Consider the following 16,435-nt stretch of genomic DNA (forward strand, 5'->3'; position numbering starts at 1 on the left):
ACCCCGCCTCCCCCGGACCCACCCGCCAAAGTGCGTCAACAGCTCCAAGCCCGCACCGCAAACCGGCAAGCGTCCAACCTAACGTCAGCTCTGGTTCCCAGATGAAAGCATCATTGAAGGTAGCAAACGGCTGGTTGTCGATAACGAGAATCGAGCCGAGCACTGCGGCCGCAGCACCTACCACTGGCCAGAATTCCGGCCGCTGCTCACACAGGACATGCAACGGACCAGAGCCAAGATGCGGAAGGCCAACACAAATCCATTGGCTGCCAAGCACAGCATAAAACGAACTTTCGAAAACAGCAGCGACCCGCCCCTCGCTCTCGCTCCGAAGAGCCTTCCTGGCGAGAAGCCCCATTTCGAGAATCGCCGGCAAGGGCCGGGGTCCGACTCGTCGCGGCACTGATACCGAACCCTGAATTCGATCCGCTATTTCCACATCTGCCTCTCGACGATCCGCGCCCGAAAGCAGATAAGTAATAATATTCTTACTTAATGATGTCAAACGGCAGGGCCGCACCGCGCATGGATCCGGCTAGCATCAAGGGCACGATCGCCCGGAATTATGGACCACGCGTCCGCCGAGGCGCACCAAGACGGGGCTAAACGAGGTTGGTTGCTTTTCCCTGCACAGGAGAAAGCTTCGGCGAGGAAACCTTCTTTCCGTCCTTGCGCAGCGCGTCAGGAGCCGTCAGCCACGTTACAATCACATCGTGAGCATGCTTGCGGCGATCTTCAAGCCAGCTTGAATCGGCCAAATCCTTGTCGAACATCAACGACAGCGTGTGCCGGTTCGACACATGGAAATAACTGAATGCCGTAATTGTCACGTAGAGCTGGATAGGGTCCACCCCACTGCGGAAAACGCCGGCCGCAGCGCCCCGGCGAAGAATATTCTCGATGTTCGATACAAGCGGCATCGTCAACGCGGCAATCTTGCGGGATTTGCGAAGATACTTTCCGCGCTGCAGATTCTCCGTGTTGATCATCGCGATGTAGTCTTGATGATTCTGGAAGAACGTAAATGTAAAATCGACCAGCTCACGCAAAGCCACTGCGGGATCGAGACTATCGAGATTGAGCTGCTGTTCGGCGGCGCGGATATCCGTATAGACGTGCTCCAGAGCAGCTAGGTACAGTCCGTCCTTGTCGCCGAAGTAGTGATACAACAGACGCATATTGGCCTTTGCGCGGTGGGCAATCGCGTCGACACGTGCTCCACCAAGTCCGTTGCGACAGAACTCATAAGTCGCGGCTTGCAGGATCGATTCCTTGGTAAGGGCGGAATCCCGTTTGCGCTTGCCCCCAGTGGCTTTCTTTCTCGCGGGCTGCTTCTTTGCTGACGTCTCGTTCATTCGTGCACCTGGTCAACACCATGAAAGCATTTGATGACTCTAACATAGTTGCCGTTACCGGCGGGGTCATTCGACCTCTGAAATTGCATTCTGTGGGCAATATGGGTCCTAGCTACCACATCGCCGCAACAGCAATCAAATAACCGTCGTACCGCCGCGGACGATCAGACGGCCGGCTTTGTAAACATCACGGGGCTTCGGCCGCGCGATAACCGCCTCCTGAACATGCTGCGCATCGATCACGAGAAAATCCGCCGGCCCGCCTTCCACGAGACCGTATCCCTTAATGCCAAGGGCACGGGCCGCCTGTGATGTCACCATGTCGAATGCAAGCGCGAGTTCCGCGTCGGTATTGAAGCCGGAGCGGTATCCCACGATCATCGCCCGTTCCAGCAGATCGCCGTCGCCGTAAGGCCACCAGGAATCGCGAATGTTGTCGTTGCCCGCGAAGACATTCACGCCGGCCTCGTGAAGCAGCAGGACAGGCGGAAAGGCGTGAGCGCCGGGCGCATTCGTCAGAATCGAAACCCCCGCTTCCGCGAGCCGATTTGCCGCCCGCAGCGCGATATCTCGCGGAACCTGACCCAGCGCATAGGCGTGACTGATTGTCACCCTCCCTCCAAGTCCAAGCACCTTCGTGCGCCGCGCGATCTCCTCGATTTCGAACACACCGAGCAGATCGCCGTCGTGCAGATGGATATCGATGCCGACACCATGACGCTCCGCGACATCAAAGATTGCATCGAGGTGTCCCGCGATGTCACCGTCATAGCCGGCGGGGTCGAGACCGCCGACAAGATCAGCCCCATTGCGGACGGCCTCCTCAAGCAGTTCGCGCGTGCCGGGCGCGGTCACGATGCCGCTTTGCGGAAAGGCAACGATTTGGATCGAGACTTTATCGCGATGCGCGTCGCGCACCGCCGCCACCTGTTCAAGATTACGCAACGCGATCTGCGGGTCGATATCGACATGGCTGCGCATGTGGGTGGTTCCCTGCGAGACGCACAATTCGATCAAGCCCGCGGCGCGCACGGAAATCGGCTTTGCCTCGGCAAGCGCCTGCTTCTCGAACTCAACCCGTTCGCGGACATTGAAACCCGCGGTACATGGGCGATGCGGCTTCCATCCGTCACCGATGAATCCCTTGTCGAGATGAATATGACCATCGACCAAACCCGGCAGTACCAGGCGATGATTGAAATCGGAACTGTCACGCGCCGCGACGCGCAGACCGGCTGCGATAGCAGCAATACGCCCGTTCTTCACGGCAATATCGGCCGTTCTTCCATCGGGAAGTCGGGCGTTTTGAAACAGCGTGTCGATGTCGGTCAATTGAAGTCCCCAAATCTGTAAGCAAGCGAATTCATCGTCAGCCGGCCGCGCGACAACGCTACAGTTATGACTGGATGATTCCTTCCGGGAGCGTCCGGCAATAATCGGCGATACCTCCAGCCGTGGTGATCCAGATGTCGCTGCGCTTCGCGACGATGGTTTGCAGCGCGCGCCGCAGCGGCCGCAGGCGGTGGGGTTGCCCCACCAGGTAGGGATGGAGCGCTATCCCCATCACGAGAGACTGTTTCGCCGACTGCTCCAACATTTCTTCGAAGTTATCGACTATCATTTGCGCGAACTGCTCACCCGAATCCTTTCGTCCAACGATGGAAGGGATGTCGTTCAACTCCTGCGGATAGGGCACCGAAAGAATTCTTCCGCCATTGCGGGTTGAAAACCAGATCGGCTGATCGTCCATGCACCAGTCGAGCAGATAGCCGTAGCCAGCCTCGGCCAACAAATCCGGCGTGAGATGGGATTGCGAAATCCAAGGACCGAGCCAACCTGCCGGCTGACACCCCTCGGCATCGACAATGACCCCGGTACACTCGGCGATCAGTTGCTGCTCCTCCGCTTCGAGCAATGTGCCTTGCCGTTCGGAGTTCGTACGCCCGTGACCGACCACCTCTGCTCCCCGCTTCCGGAAAGCATCCATCACTTCTGGGCAGTAGTGGTAGATGCTGCTGTTTGCGAGCACGGATACAGGCAGCGAAAGTTCGTCGAAGAGATCGATCAGCCGCCAGACACCAACGCGGTTACCGTAATCGCGCCACGCATAGTTGAGAACATCCGGGTGCGGCCCACCGGGACACAACTCCGCGCCAAGTCCATCGCCAAATGTGAAATGCTCAAGATTTAAACCGATATAGACGGCAAGGCGCTTGCCATCGGGCCAATTGAAATCCGGCCGATTGACGATCGCGCTGTAGCCATATCGCCCGTGCGAAGCAATCTCGAGAACTTTCCCGGCACGCGCGCGCATCTGACTTTTCGGACTGCCCGACGTATCGGCAACTGCCGCAGATATGGGCACATTCCTCGCCTCTGGTGGCCTGAACGTTTTCTCGACCATCCGAAAACTCCTTCAAAGTAATTATGGCCGCTTGACATTCCGACTATAGTTGAAGAAAGTTTTTACTTCCGTCAAGTTCGCGAAACGACGAACGGCGGAAACGCCGGCGAGTTTGTTCTCGATACGGAGAGCGATCGCCTTATCGGGAGGAATAACAGAATGCGCTACAATTCGACATCATCGAACCGTGCCTTTCCTCGTCCTTCGATCCTGCAAGGCATGATGGGCGCGGCTTTCGCCGTAACGCTGGCCGCTTCACCTGTTCATGCCGCCGATCCCATCAAAATTGGTCTCGTCACCGCCCTCTCCGGTCAATCGGCACGGGCTGGCGAAGCTCTAACGCGTGGAGCGACCATCGCCATCGAAGAGATCAACGCCAAGGGCGGCGTTCTCGGCCGGCCACTCGAACTTGTTCGCCGCGACGACGAAAGCAATCCAGCGAAAGGACTCATTGCTGCACGCGAACTAATCCAGCGAGAGAAGGTCTCAGCCCTACTCGGCGGTCTCGATACACCAGTTGCTCTCGCCATCGTGCCGTTCGTCAACAACGCCAAGATGCCTTTCGTCGTGCCATGGGCCGCAGGCACCAATATCACGCAGAACGGCGCTGCCGATAACTACGTGTTCCGTGTGTCGGCGATGGATGACGAAGTCGACAAAGCCATCGTTCAGTTCGCGCGCAAGACTTACGATACCAAAAAGCCAGGTCTGATCCTGGTCAATAATCCATGGGGCGAGTCGAACGAACACGGCCTCAAAGCCGCGATGAAAGCATCCGGCACCGAACCTGCGGGCATCGAGAAATTCGAGGGCAACGATGTCGACGTCGTGCCGCAACTGTCACGATTGAAGCAGGCGGGGGCCGATACGTTGTTCCTGGTCGGCAACGTCGGTCCTGCCTCGCAGGTGGTAAAGTCGCTGGACCGGATGGGCTGGACCCCGCCGATCGTCTCTCATTGGGGTCCGGCCGGAGGCCGCTTCACCGAGCTTGCAGGCCCCAACGCCAAGAACGTGATTTTCGTTCAGACCTACAGCTTCTTCGGCGACCTTTCGCCCGTCGGGAAGAAAGTCATCGCGGCGCTCCAGGCGAAATATCCTGACATCAAGGGTCCCGCCGACATCACGCCTGCCGTCGGCGTTGCCAACGCTTACGACTCCGTCCTCGTCATCGCGCGCGCGATCGAGAAGGCCGGCAAAGCAGAGCCAGTCGCAATTCGCGATGGCCTCTATGCAATCGACCGCGTCGACGGTTTGATCAAGACCTATGAGAAGCCGTTCACCAAGACGAAGCACGATGCGCTCACGGAGAACGACTACATCTGGACGCGCTTCGAGGACAATCACATCCTGCCGTTCGTGAAGAAGTAACCGGCCCGTTAACCGATAAACAAGGCGGTCACCACATGTCACTTCTTCCTGCGATCATCACAGGACTGGCGCTCGGCAGCATGTACGGGCTGCTCGCGCTCGGCTTTCACGTTACTTACGCCGTATCCGGAACGGTGAACTTCTCCCAGGGCAGCTCGATGACTCTGGGAGCCGTTGCCGGATACTTTTTCCTTGTCCTGTGGGGATGGCCCGGCGCACTTGGCATTCCGGCCGTTCTTGCGATCTGTGCCATCTATGGCCTGATCATCGAGCGCTACGCCGTGCGCCCATTCGTACAGCGCGGATCGGACAACTGGCTGATGGCCACTGTCGCCGTGGGCATTATCGTCGACAACCTGATGCTGTTTGTGTTCGGAAAGGAGCCACGCGGCTTCCCCTCGATGCTCGCGGTGAAGCCTATTCAGATCGTCGAGGGAGCTGGCGTTTATCCGCTTCAGCTTCTGATACCAGTGGTTGGCCTCCTGCTGGCAACGGCGCTTCATCTTTTTACCCGCCGTACGCGCCACGGCGTCGCCATGCTTGCGGTCGTGCAAAACCCAAATGCCGCGCGCCTGATGGGCATCGATGTTGGCCGCGCCATCGCGGCAAGCTATGCGATATCGGCGGTTCTCGCCGGGATCGCCGCGCTCCTGATCGCGCCGCTGTTCAACGTCTCTTCGGAAATGGGCACGCTGTTCGGCATCAAGGCATTTGCCGCTGCGATCATCGGAGGCCTCGGCAGCGCATGGGGCGTCATGCTGGCGGGACTTTGTCTCGGACTCATCGAGGTGTTCGCCACCAGCTATCTCGGCTCCGTTTACACCCAGATCATCACATTCGCTTCCGTTATCGTGATTCTTGTCGTTCTGCCTCATGGGCTGCTCGGCCGCGCTGGAGTGAAAAAGGTATGACTTCCCGCACGTCTATTCTCATCGGCAGCGCCGTACTTGCGATCGGTCTTGGCTATACCGCTGTTGCCGACAGTTACGCGGTGTTTCTCATCGCCACCATTTCGCTGACCGCCATTGCCTGCATCGGCCTCAACGTCCTGCTCGGACTGGCCGGACAGATCTCGCTCGGGCACATCGGCTTCATGGCAATCGGCGCCTACACCACGGTGCTTCTGATGGAAAAGGCCGGCTGGCCTTATCTGTTAGCCACCGGAGCGGGCATCGTGCTTGTCAGCATCATCGGCGGCCTTCTTGCCATGCCGGCACTACGCGTCCGAGGACCATATCTGGCCATGGTCACGATCGCATTCGGCTTCATCGTCGAACACGGCACTATCGAATGGCGAGACCTTACCGGTGGCGGCAATGGCCTGGTCCTCACCGTTCCGCCGAGCGTTTTCGGAATGCCATTGTCTGAGCGGGGCCTCGCAATTGCGAGCGTCGTCCTGATGTTTGCGGGCGTCATCCTGTTCGATCGGCTAAAACGCAGCGGCTGGGGCTATGCCATGCGCGCCGCGCGCGACTCCGAAGTTGCAACGCGCTCGGTCGGCATCGATCTGGTTCGCGTGCGTACCATGGCTTTTGTCATTTCAGCAGCAGCCATGGCGCTGGCGGGATCATTGTTCGCCCCGCTTCAAGGCTACATCAGCCCCAGTTCATTCCCCTTCCTGCAGTCGATTCTACTGCTGTTCGGTGTCATGATCGGCGGAGCAGGTTCGGCTCTCGGTCCGGTCATCGGTGCAGTGCTTGTCGTGCTGCTGCCGGAGCTTCTGTCCGATCTGGCGGAATATCGCCTGCTTGCATTTGGCCTTTTGCTGTTCGCTGTTCTGCGCCTCGCTCCAAACGGAGTTGCAGGTCTCGTTGGACAACTCTTCGCAAAATTCAATCCAGCCACACGATCACAATCCGGCGCCGAGGCTGTGTCTACGATTGGCGACGTCGGCACCGGACTTCGCGTGGAAAAAAATTCCATTCCGCCGCTCAACGTCACTGACCTCTCGATCGCGTTCGGCGGTGTCCGCGCGGTGCAGAACGTATCGTTTTACGCGCAGCCCGGTCAGGTCACGAGTGTGATCGGTCCCAACGGCGCTGGCAAAACGAGCGCGCTCAACCTTCTCTGCGGGTTTTATCGGCCAAGCTCTGGCACGGTGAAACTCGGCGACAGGGACCTGACCGGCCTTCCGTCGCACGTCCTCGCCCGCGCCGGCGTGGCGCGGACATTCCAGACCACGCAACTGTTCGGTTCTCTCACCATTATCGAGAACACACTCCTGGCGGAAACCGCGGGCAAGCTCGGTGGCATCGTTTCGCCCCTTCGCAATCCGGACGCAGAGCGGTTCGCACAGTCGCTGTTGCGATTCGCAGGAGTTGACGGCGATCTCGACCGACTCGCGGAATCCCTGCCGCACGGCGAGAAGCGCCTGGTTGAAATCGCACGGGCACTTGCGCTGCGACCAAAGGTCCTCCTTCTGGACGAGCCGGCCGCCGGTTTATCAAAGGGCGACAAGCAGCGGCTGACAACACTGCTGCGACGCATCGCAGACCTCGGTGTCGCTGTGATTATTGTCGAGCACGACATGCCGATGATTATGTCACTCAGCGATCACATCGTGGTGCTCGACGGCGGCAAATGCATCGCCGTCGGCGAGCCTGCGGCCATTCGAAACGATCCTCTGGTCCGGAAAGCCTATCTCGGCGATGCGACGGCAAGCGAAAAGCAGCGCCGCCCCGCACGTCAGGCCGGACAAGAGGCTGTACTCGATATCAAGAAACTCGAGGCATTCTATGGTCTGTCGCAGGCGCTCGAAGACATTAACGTCGTTGTCGGAGACGGCGAAGCCATAGCCGTTCTTGGTGCAAACGGCGCTGGCAAAACCACACTGATGCGCTCGATTGCGGGATTGGAGCCGCCGCGTGCAACCGGGGAGATTTCGCTTTCCGGCAAACGTATCGACAGCCTGCCAGCGCATGCGCGTGCTCGTATTGGTATTGTGCTGGTGCCGGAAGGACGACAGGTATTCCCGGAACTCACTGTCCGGCAGAACCTGCAGCTCGGGGCTTATGCCCGTACGGGTATTGATCTCGATGCCGAAGTCGAAACCATGCTGGCCCGCTTTCCGCGCCTGAACCAGCGTATTGATCACCGCGCCGGTCTCCTCTCCGGCGGTGAACAACAAATGCTGGCCGTTGCTCGCGGCCTGCTGACGTCGCCGAAGGTGCTGATGCTGGACGAGCCCTCGCTCGGCCTCGCACCGCTTGTGGTCGACGAGCTTTTTGCGTCCTTCGAACGCCTTCGCGTTGAAGGCATGACGCTGATCGTTGTCGATCAAATGGCCGGACAGGCTCTTGCCCTGGCCGACAGGGCTTATCTCCTGGAGACGGGCGCGATTGTGAAAGCCGGACTGGCGGAAACCATCGCGGAAGACCCCTCGCTCGAAGCCGCCTATCTCGGCGGAGATGCTCAAGCCAGCGGCACGGCTCAAAGGATTGTTGTCGGCGCCTGATAAATCGACGAAGCTGACGCACTCGAAGTGCATCAGCTTCGATCTCTTCAAGTAAGGTCCGTCAGCGCGATTCGATCGTTTTCTTGTCCGAGGCCTTCTTGTTTCGGCGAAATTCGAGAACATTCACAATATGGACGCATTGCCGCGGATGCCGCGCGGAAGCAACGCAATAATTATGCTGCGCGCAGAGCGTCCGATGATGGTTTGATGCATGTCGACGTTGCGCAACGAAAGCGGCGCAATGATCACGCCGATGGCGTGTGATTGCACCACGCCGCAAGGTCAAGGAGGCTTCTCACTGCGGCGGGACACCGGCCTTTGTCAGAGCCCGCACCTCAACGCGCAAGGCAGGCGCTGAGATCACGATACTCAGCGCCTGTGCATCCCGGTCCCGCTATTCAGCAGCATGCTGCTTTTTGACATCGTCTCCAAATGGATCCAGCGACGAGCTTTCGCCGTATCCGTATTGCTTGTCTCGCTGAATCAGCAACGATGACCTGTCCGACGACGGTCCGTATCCGCCGCCGCCCGGCGTCTGCACGCGGATGACGTCGCCTGCATGCATCTCAATGTCCTGATCCTTGGACAGGTGAAGCGGCACAACCTTTCTTCCCGATTGAAAGATTTCAATGCGGTTCGGCTGCCCCGGATCACCTCCGAGAATTCCCGGCGGCCCCACCCTGCCGTGATCCATCACGAACGATGCGCGCGCATCGCCGCGGCGAAGCGCCACCGCGTAACGCACACCAAACCCACCGCGCTGGCGGCCTGAACCAGCGGATCCCTCGGCAATGGAAAATTCCTTGAAGAGAACGGGAAAGCGTTGCTCCAGAATTTCAATCGGAGGCGTCTTGGCAATGCCAATGGTCGAACAGCCATTGGATATGCCATCGAGTTCGGCAGAACCGCCGTATCCGCCGCCGGTCACAATGTACATGACGAAACCATTACCGGTTTCCGGATCGACGCCGCCGATCGCCAGATTCCCGCTCGTGCCTGCCGGCGCGGCGAACAGACGTTCTGGCAGCGCTTCGGCAAGTGCGAGGAAAACCGCTTCGGCAATACGCTGGCTCACTTCGGCTGCGCATCCCGACACCGGCCGCGGATATTTCGCATCCAGAAACGTATTTACAGGAACGGGGATATTGAGAGGTTCAAAAGTCCCGGCGTTGATCGGCACCTCCGGGAAGATGTGCTTGACCGCCAGATAGATCGCAGATTTCGTTGTTGCGATGACGCTGTTCATCGGGCCGCGGCACGGCGGGCTCGATTCTGAGAGATCAAATTCAAGGCTCTCGCCACGTTTCCGGATGATCAGATTGATCTCGAGCGGCGCATCAATGACCCCGTCTGAGTCTACAATCGTGGTGCTGCGATACTCACCGTCAGGAATCGTCGCGATTTTCGCGCGCATCTGCTGAGCAGCACCCTGCCTGAGAAGATCAATCGCCTGTTCGACGGTATCGGCGCCATAGCGATCGAGGAGCGCCGTCAAGCGCCGCTCGCCGATCTCAAGCGCCGCAGCCTGCGCCCGGATGTCACCGATGCGCTGATCGGCGATGCGAATGTTCGACAGGATAATCGAGAGGATCTCTTCATCGATGACGCCCTTCTTGAACAGCTTGACCGGCGGAAGCCGCAACCCCTCCTGCTCAACCTCGGTCGCTTTCGCCGAAAACCCACCGGGCACCATGCCGCCTGTATCCGGCCAATGCCCGGTGTTCGAAAGCCACGCGAACAACTGTCCTTTGTAGAAAAACGGCTTGACGAACTTGACGTCCATCAGGTGCGTGCCGCCGAGATATGGATCGTTGAGAATGAAGATGTCACCGTCGTCGACCGTCTTGGCGCGATCGATGACCGCACGGGTCGAGAACTGCATCGTTCCGACGAATATCGGCAAGCCTAATTCGCCCTGGGCGATCAGTTCCCCGGTAGAGCGATGATAAATTCCGTCCGAGCGATCGAGGCCTTCAGCAATCACCGGGCTGAAAGCCGCGCGAACGAAGGCCATGTCCATTTCGTTGCAGACCTGCTGCAAGCCGTTTTGAATAACCGCAAGAGTGACTGGGTCGATGATTTTCATCGTTACTTTCCTTCAGCAACTTGCAGAATGACGTTTCCGAGATGATCGACATTAACGCGATCGCCAGGATGGACGACCGTCGTCGCATCTAATTGTTCGAGAATTGCGGGGCCATCGAATTCACTGTTAAGCGGAAGCTGGTCGCGGTCGTAAACTGGGGTTTCGAACCAGCCGCCGTCGAACCAGACACGCCTCGTGTTTAATTGTGCATCAGCAACTGTTTTTCCCGTCTTCCTGGATGTCAGCGCATCCACCGGAAACGGTTTTCGCTTGCCGATGACCGCCGTGTGCAGATTCACCAGAACGGGCTTGATCTCCGGCAACGCGACCCTGAAGCGATTCCAGTAGGCCTTGGCAAACGCATCGTGGAGTTCGCTGATCTTTACATCCTTGCCCGAAACAGCGACATTCAGGATGTGCGTTTGACCCTGGAATTGCATGTCCGCGGTATGGAAGACGTGAACACTCTCGATTTCCACATTTTCCTGCCGGACGATGCGTTGCCCCTCTTCGATGTGAGCGTCGAGTATTCCAAGCACATCCGCCTCGCTTAGCAACGGAAGCGGCTTGTTGACGGTACGCACGAAATCGTGACGGAGGTCGGCAACCAGGCATCCAAGAGCGTTTGTCAGACCCGGACGCGCCGGGATCAGAACTTTTGGAATTCCGAGTTCGCGTGCGAGTGCCGCAGCGTGCAACGGCCCTGCTCCACCAAATGCAAGCAGAACGAAATCGCGCGGATCGTGACCACGCGAAAGCGAGACCAGACGAATTGCGCCTGCCATCTTGTCATTGGCAACCCGCACAACAGCAGCGGCAGCTTCCTCACCGCTCAGATTGAGGGGGCCGCCGACTTGCGTTGTCAGCGCATCTGTCACCGCTTCCAATGTGGTTGATCTCTCAACACCGAGGAGACGCTCTGGGTTTAGGCGGCCCAGCGCGAGATTGGCGTCAGTTATTGTTGGTTCGACCCCGCCGCGCCCAAAGCAGATCGGTCCGGGAATAGCGCCAGCACTTTTAGGTCCGATCTGGAGCAAGCCGGCCTCATTGACATGAGCGATCGACCCTCCTCCCGCCCCGACAGTGTGAACATCAACCATCGGAACGTGGATCGGCATCGCGTATTCAATTTCAAGCTCGGATGAGACGAGCGGCACACCATCCTGAATTAGGGCTACATCGGTGGATGTCCCGCCCATGTCGTAGGTAACGACATTAGGATAGCCGGCTGCCGTCGCCGTACTTGCGGCCGCAATCACACCGGACGCAGGGCCTGACATGACCGTATGAACCGCCGCATGCGTTACAATGGAGGAAGAGGCAGTCCCGCCATTGCCCTGCATTACCAGCAACTGACGTTTCAGCCCGCGAGATTTCAGTTCCGCCTGGAGCTTGTCGAGATAACGATCGAGAATCGGCTGAACGGAACCGTTCACCGCGGCCGTTACACCGCGTTCGTATTCGCGGCACTCAGCAATAATCTGATGTCCGGCCGTGACATATTCATTGGGCCAGATCGATCTGATGATCTCGACGGCCTTCAACTCATGCTCCGGGTTGGCATAGGAGTGCAAAAAATGCACGACGACAGACTCGGCGCCTTGCTCAAGAAGCTTCTTCGCAACGGCCCTTAGCTCGTCTTCGGCGAGCGCTGCGACGACATTGCCCGACGCATCCATGCGCTCGGTGACTTCATGGCGAAGATCGCGAGGAATGACAGGAACGAATGTTCCGATCAGGCCATAAGGATTTGGCCGGGTGCGACGACCAAGCTCAAGGACATCGCGAAATCCTCTTGTGGTGATCAGCCCGCATTTCGCCAGTTTGCGTTCAAGCAAGGCATTAGTCGTCGCGGTTGTACCGTGAATGAAGAGGTCTATGCCGTCCGCGCTTCGGCCCGTCTTCTCGAAAGCAGCAAGCACGCCGTGGGCCTGGTTGGCAGTTGTGGTCGGCACCTTCGCCAACTGCAATCCGCCATTGGCAGGATCATGCAGAATAAGGTCCGTGAATGTTCCACCAACGTCGCAACCGACAATGACCGATCCCATGAGAATACCATCATCCCTGTTTCGTTCGTACTCGAACGTTATGCATTTTCTGTGCCGAGCACCGGATTGCGAGAGCGATGGGCTCGCTCACGCCAACGCTTTACCCGCAGTTCCGGCGGTTTGATTGCGAGGCGTCCGACCACGAATGAATCGGAGCCGGACAGCCACATCAGTTTAATGTTCGAGATCGGCGGGCTCGTAGGCCTTCACCTCGTCAGCCTTCAGATTCATGCGGCCCGCATAGACTGGTCTGCCGCCGGTCGTCGGCCCCGGGTACTGCAAGAAGATGATCTTGCCTCCGGTTTCCGTTTTCATTTCATATTCGAAATGCGGATCCGGCATGAAAGCAAACGTGCCCGGCTTGTACAATTTGTCACCGAACTGGAATTCGCCCTCCAGAATGTACCAGACCTGAGCAAAGTCGTGCTTGTGCAACGGGAAACTCGCGCCCGGCTCATAGTTGAGAATACCGGCGTTCGGCTCGGTGGGGCGTTCCGGAGTCGGGTGAAACAGAAACTTGGTCTTGTTTTTGAACCGACCCATTTCCCATTCCATTTCGCTGACATGCTTGAATTCTGGCGCATAGTGCGTCGTGGTCTCGTTGGTCATCCTTATGCTCCCGGCAGGGTTTTACATCCAAGATAATTATTATTGTATCCAAAAATTGGAAAGTCAAGAAGCTTTGGTTTCCGCAATGCTTGTAAAGCTTGGGATAATCCCACTGGGTGTTGGAGGTTATTTCGAGCGAGGAGCCATGGATCGCTTGCCTATCCGCCATACAGCGACTACGCAAAACTGGCCGATTCACAGAACGCGGTTGAAGCCTTGAAAGTCGCAGCATCTCCGAAGTTGATCGAAGAACTCGCCAACAAGATTCAGGCGAAGATTGTTGCCGGCGATTACCCGCCCGGCACCCGCCTGAAGCAGGAATTGCTTGCGCAGGAATTCGATGTGAGCCGCACGCCGATCAGAGAGGCGCTTTCGCGGCTCGAGGCAAAGGGCATCGTCAGTCAGGCACAACGCCGCAGCGCTGTCGTACGCGCGCCTTCGAGCCGCGAAATCAGCGAGATGTACCAGGTGCGAGCTGAGCTCGAAGGTCTCGCCGCTCAACTATCTGCGCGATGGATCACTGACCAACAACTCGCAGAACTGCGAATTGCCCACGATGAATTTGTAAGCGCCGTGAAAGAGTTGCGCAGTGACCGTGGCGGCGATACACGCGCATCGCGGGTCAGTCCTGACTGGTTTCAGGAGGCATCGCAACGCTGGATCGACATGAACGCCAAGTTTCACAAGACCATCTGTGAATCTTCCAATAACCGGTATCTCGCTCGCACAATCCAGGAGGTCACCTCGGGCTATGCACGCAGCGTGATGCTATCGTCAGCGCTGAGCATGAACAGCTTCCGAATCGAATCGAACATCACGCAGCACGAAAAAATCCTTAAGGCACTCGAAGATCGCGAACCCGCGCGTGCCCGACGTGCAATGGTCGATCACATTCTGGAAGCTGGCGAATTCGTTATTGCGTCATTTGCAAATCAACCGGCTGAGGATTGAGATCGGCACTCTCGCCTGCTTCGATCACAGCCTCAATCCTTTCGAGGCGCACGCGGGTCTCACCATATGCGGCCATTTCCCCAAAATTCGACATAATATCTTCCGTCAGCACGTTAGCGCCGCCGCCGCGCTTCATCCATGTGCCCACCGGCATGATGACCATTCCTGCACCCACGCGCGGATCCACCAGGACTTCGACTTGCAACTCGCCGACGCTCGATCGCAGTAGCGCGATCTGCCCATTTTCGATCCCCGCCTCCTTCGCAACTTCCAGTCCGATACGAACCGAGGCTGTTTTCGGATGCTCGGTTTCCAGCATTTGGGACAGCAGCCACTTCTTGCTGAAATTGGTAACAAACGTCAGCGGATAGTTAGGATCAACGCGCGGCGTCGTTTCAACGGCATCGATAAATTCGAACCGCCCCGAGCGTGTCGGAAATTTTTTGTCCGCGAACGGCACCATCGGTGCCACCGGGCAGCGTATCGGCCCTTCGAGCAACGCATCGACCGACACACCCCGCTCCTGCATCGGCGAGAGAATCCGCTTCAGCCATTCACGCGGCGATCCGGCCATCTCAGCGCCAACACCAAGGCGGTTTGCAAGTTGCTGAAATATCCACAGATCGGATCTGGATTCACCGACCGGCTCAATCGCGGGATTGACACCGCCAAGAATGTTGTGGCCCCAGGAGACGAGCGCATCCTCTTCCTCCAGAAATGTCGTTGTCGGAAGAAACACGTGCGCATAGTCCGCCGTGTCGGTGAGGAAGCTGTCGACCACAACAACAAACTCCAGCCGCTTGAGGGCTTCGGCGACGAGGTTTGAATTCGGCGATTGGTTGACCGGATTTCCTCCATTCACAAACATCATTCGGACGGGCGGGTCGCTCGCGTCCATGAGTCCGCGGCCAAGCAAAGGCTCTGGGATTGCGCGACGAAATTCGGCACGGTCGGCTGCTTCGATGCGTTTGTCGAACAGCCGTTGGGTATCGAAACCGTGCGTAACGCCGCCACCCGCAATACCGATCTGGCCACAGATCGCCGCCAAGGCATCAACGCATCGGAATATTTCCGCGCTGCTCTTATATTTGTTGAGCCCCCATCCGAGCAGAATGGACGACGGTCTTGTTGTCGCATACTCGCGAGCGATCACCTGCATGTCGGATACGGCTACACCGCACCGAGCACTCAACTCCTCCAGAGAATGCCGCTCTAGAAGAGAGCGAAATTCAGAGATCCCGTGCGTATGCTTTTCAATGAAGTCCCGGTCTTCGAGGCCTTCCGACAAAATGATCTTGGCAAGCCCCAGCGCAAAGGCGGCGTCTGTGGCAACCCGAGGCTGGATGTGCTGATCGCAGATTGTCGCGGACTCGCTTTTCACGGGATCGACGAGAACCACCCTACCACCTCTCTCTCGCACGCTCTTTAGCAACGGCACTTGATGGAGGTTCGTCGCCAGCGGATTCCGCCCCCAGAGCAAAACAAGCTTGCTATTGACCGTGTCAGACGGATCATGACCTAGCCTCACGCCGAAATCGAGTTTCTGTCCAGCGCGCGCTGCTCCACTGCAAAGCGAACCGCTCGCGGTCGTAACGCCGCCCAGAAGATTCCAGAAACGATGTCCGAGTTTTTTGGTGACGCCCCAAGATCCGGTCCGCTGATAATGCATCATGGAAAGTGGACCCGAGGTCTCTTTCAATGTTCTTATTTTTTGCGCGACCAGATCCAGCGCCTCGTCCCAGCCGATGCGCACCCAAGGCGAGTTTATCGAGTTGTCAGCCCTTCGAAGCGGATGAAGCTGGCGCTCCGCGCTATAGACACGACGCGGAAACCTGTAAGTCTTGGCGCAGAGATAGCCGTTCGTAAATTCATGATCGGGGTGACCTTCGAGCTTGATCACTCGCCCGTTCTCGACGTGCGCGATGACACCGCAGCCATCCGGGCAGTCGAGAGTGCATGATGTGTAAATCTTCTCAACCATTGAGCCTGTTATCCAATCCCGATTCATCCTTGCAGGCACCGCAAGGCAAGCAGATGCCCGTCGGCGCGGCCGCTTCGTCTCCGGCTTTTGAAGCCTGGAAACGCACCCGACCGCAGGCGCTGGCGAACTTGGTTTAAAATATTGTATCCAAGATTATTTGTCTTGCATTCAAAATTATC

Annotated in this window: 11 protein-coding genes and 1 pseudogene; 4 read left to right on the forward strand and 8 right to left on the reverse strand. The window is 57.9% G+C overall.

Annotated elements, in window-relative coordinates; all coding sequences use genetic code 11:
- The 4 genes and pseudogenes from I554_RS27510 to I554_RS0123965 all read right to left on the reverse strand — a co-directional run.
- Positions 1-376 (reverse strand): annotated as a pseudogene (locus tag I554_RS27510) (DUF2877 domain-containing protein); the annotation flags it as partial.
- A gap of 226 nt (positions 377-602) precedes the next feature.
- Positions 603-1,355 (reverse strand): TetR family transcriptional regulator, encoded by a 753-nt coding sequence (locus I554_RS0123955; protein ID WP_024575828.1) that lies wholly within the window; start codon positions 1,353-1,355, stop codon positions 603-605.
- A 135-nt stretch (positions 1,356-1,490) separates the two neighbouring features.
- Positions 1,491-2,687 carry an amidohydrolase family protein gene (locus tag I554_RS0123960; protein WP_024575827.1) on the reverse strand — a complete coding sequence of 399 codons (1,197 nt, stop codon included), beginning with the start codon at positions 2,685-2,687 and terminating at the stop codon, positions 1,491-1,493.
- A 64-nt stretch (positions 2,688-2,751) separates the two neighbouring features.
- Entirely contained in the window at positions 2,752-3,669 is a 918-nt protein-coding gene (locus I554_RS0123965) for a polysaccharide deacetylase family protein (protein WP_024575826.1), read from the reverse strand.
- A gap of 309 nt (positions 3,670-3,978) precedes the next feature.
- Here I554_RS0123965 and I554_RS0123970 point away from each other — a divergent pair, with 309 nt between their 5' ends.
- The 3 genes from I554_RS0123970 to I554_RS0123980 are packed head-to-tail and all read left to right on the forward strand — an operon-like array spanning position 3,979 to position 8,581.
- A complete protein-coding gene (locus I554_RS0123970) occupies positions 3,979-5,127 on the forward strand; it encodes an ABC transporter substrate-binding protein (RefSeq protein WP_192817757.1) in 1,149 nt (382 codons plus the stop codon).
- A gap of 35 nt (positions 5,128-5,162) precedes the next feature.
- Entirely contained in the window at positions 5,163-6,038 is an 876-nt protein-coding gene (locus I554_RS0123975; protein WP_024575824.1) for a branched-chain amino acid ABC transporter permease, read from the forward strand.
- A complete protein-coding gene (locus I554_RS0123980) occupies positions 6,035-8,581 on the forward strand; it encodes a branched-chain amino acid ABC transporter ATP-binding protein/permease (protein WP_024575823.1) in 2,547 nt (848 codons plus the stop codon). The genes I554_RS0123975 and I554_RS0123980 overlap by 4 nt, the downstream gene beginning before the upstream one ends.
- 394 nt (positions 8,582-8,975) lie before the next feature.
- On the opposite strand, the gene I554_RS0123990 is transcribed toward I554_RS0123980, so the two are convergent.
- The 3 genes from I554_RS0123990 to I554_RS0124005 form a co-directional block, all read right to left on the reverse strand.
- On the reverse strand, positions 8,976-10,667 hold the full coding sequence (locus I554_RS0123990; RefSeq protein ID WP_024575822.1) for a hydantoinase B/oxoprolinase family protein: 1,692 nt from the start codon (positions 10,665-10,667) through the stop codon (positions 8,976-8,978).
- Between the two features lie 2 nt (positions 10,668-10,669).
- Positions 10,670-12,715 (reverse strand): hydantoinase/oxoprolinase family protein, encoded by a 2,046-nt coding sequence (locus I554_RS0123995; protein WP_024575821.1) that lies wholly within the window; start codon positions 12,713-12,715, stop codon positions 10,670-10,672.
- Positions 12,716-12,889: 174 nt separating this feature from the next.
- Positions 12,890-13,324 (reverse strand): cupin domain-containing protein, encoded by a 435-nt coding sequence (locus I554_RS0124005; RefSeq protein WP_024575820.1) that lies wholly within the window; start codon positions 13,322-13,324, stop codon positions 12,890-12,892.
- Positions 13,325-13,564: 240 nt separating this feature from the next.
- On the opposite strand from I554_RS0124005, the gene I554_RS0124010 reads away from it, so the two are divergent.
- A complete protein-coding gene (locus I554_RS0124010) occupies positions 13,565-14,275 on the forward strand; it encodes a GntR family transcriptional regulator (protein WP_051373157.1) in 711 nt (236 codons plus the stop codon).
- Here I554_RS0124010 and I554_RS0124015 read toward each other — a convergent pair.
- Positions 14,238-16,256 (reverse strand): molybdopterin-dependent oxidoreductase, encoded by a 2,019-nt coding sequence (locus I554_RS0124015; RefSeq protein ID WP_024575818.1) that lies wholly within the window; start codon positions 16,254-16,256, stop codon positions 14,238-14,240. The two genes, I554_RS0124010 and I554_RS0124015, sit on opposite strands and share 38 nt — an antisense overlap.
- Positions 16,257-16,435: the final 179 nt, after the last annotated feature.

The organism is Afipia sp. OHSU_II-C1 (assembly GCF_000497575.1).
In the GTDB taxonomy this organism is placed as follows: domain Bacteria; phylum Pseudomonadota; class Alphaproteobacteria; order Rhizobiales; family Xanthobacteraceae; genus Afipia.

Coding starts and splice junctions, on each gene's coding strand:
- I554_RS0123965 (WP_024575826.1), bottom strand. CDS start 3,669: ATGCGCGCGCGTGCCGGGAAAGTTCTCGAGATTGCTTCGCACGGGCGA.
- I554_RS0124015 (WP_024575818.1), bottom strand. CDS start 16,256: ATGGTTGAGAAGATTTACACATCATGCACTCTCGACTGCCCGGATGGC.
- I554_RS0123970 (WP_192817757.1), top strand. CDS start 3,979: ATGATGGGCGCGGCTTTCGCCGTAACGCTGGCCGCTTCACCTGTTCAT.
- I554_RS0123955 (WP_024575828.1), bottom strand. CDS start 1,355: ATGAACGAGACGTCAGCAAAGAAGCAGCCCGCGAGAAAGAAAGCCACT.
- I554_RS0123980 (WP_024575823.1), top strand. CDS start 6,035: ATGACTTCCCGCACGTCTATTCTCATCGGCAGCGCCGTACTTGCGATC.
- I554_RS0123990 (WP_024575822.1), bottom strand. CDS start 10,667: ATGAAAATCATCGACCCAGTCACTCTTGCGGTTATTCAAAACGGCTTG.
- I554_RS0123975 (WP_024575824.1), top strand. CDS start 5,163: ATGTCACTTCTTCCTGCGATCATCACAGGACTGGCGCTCGGCAGCATG.
- I554_RS0124005 (WP_024575820.1), bottom strand. CDS start 13,324: ATGACCAACGAGACCACGACGCACTATGCGCCAGAATTCAAGCATGTC.
- I554_RS0123995 (WP_024575821.1), bottom strand. CDS start 12,715: ATGGGATCGGTCATTGTCGGTTGCGACGTTGGTGGAACATTCACGGAC.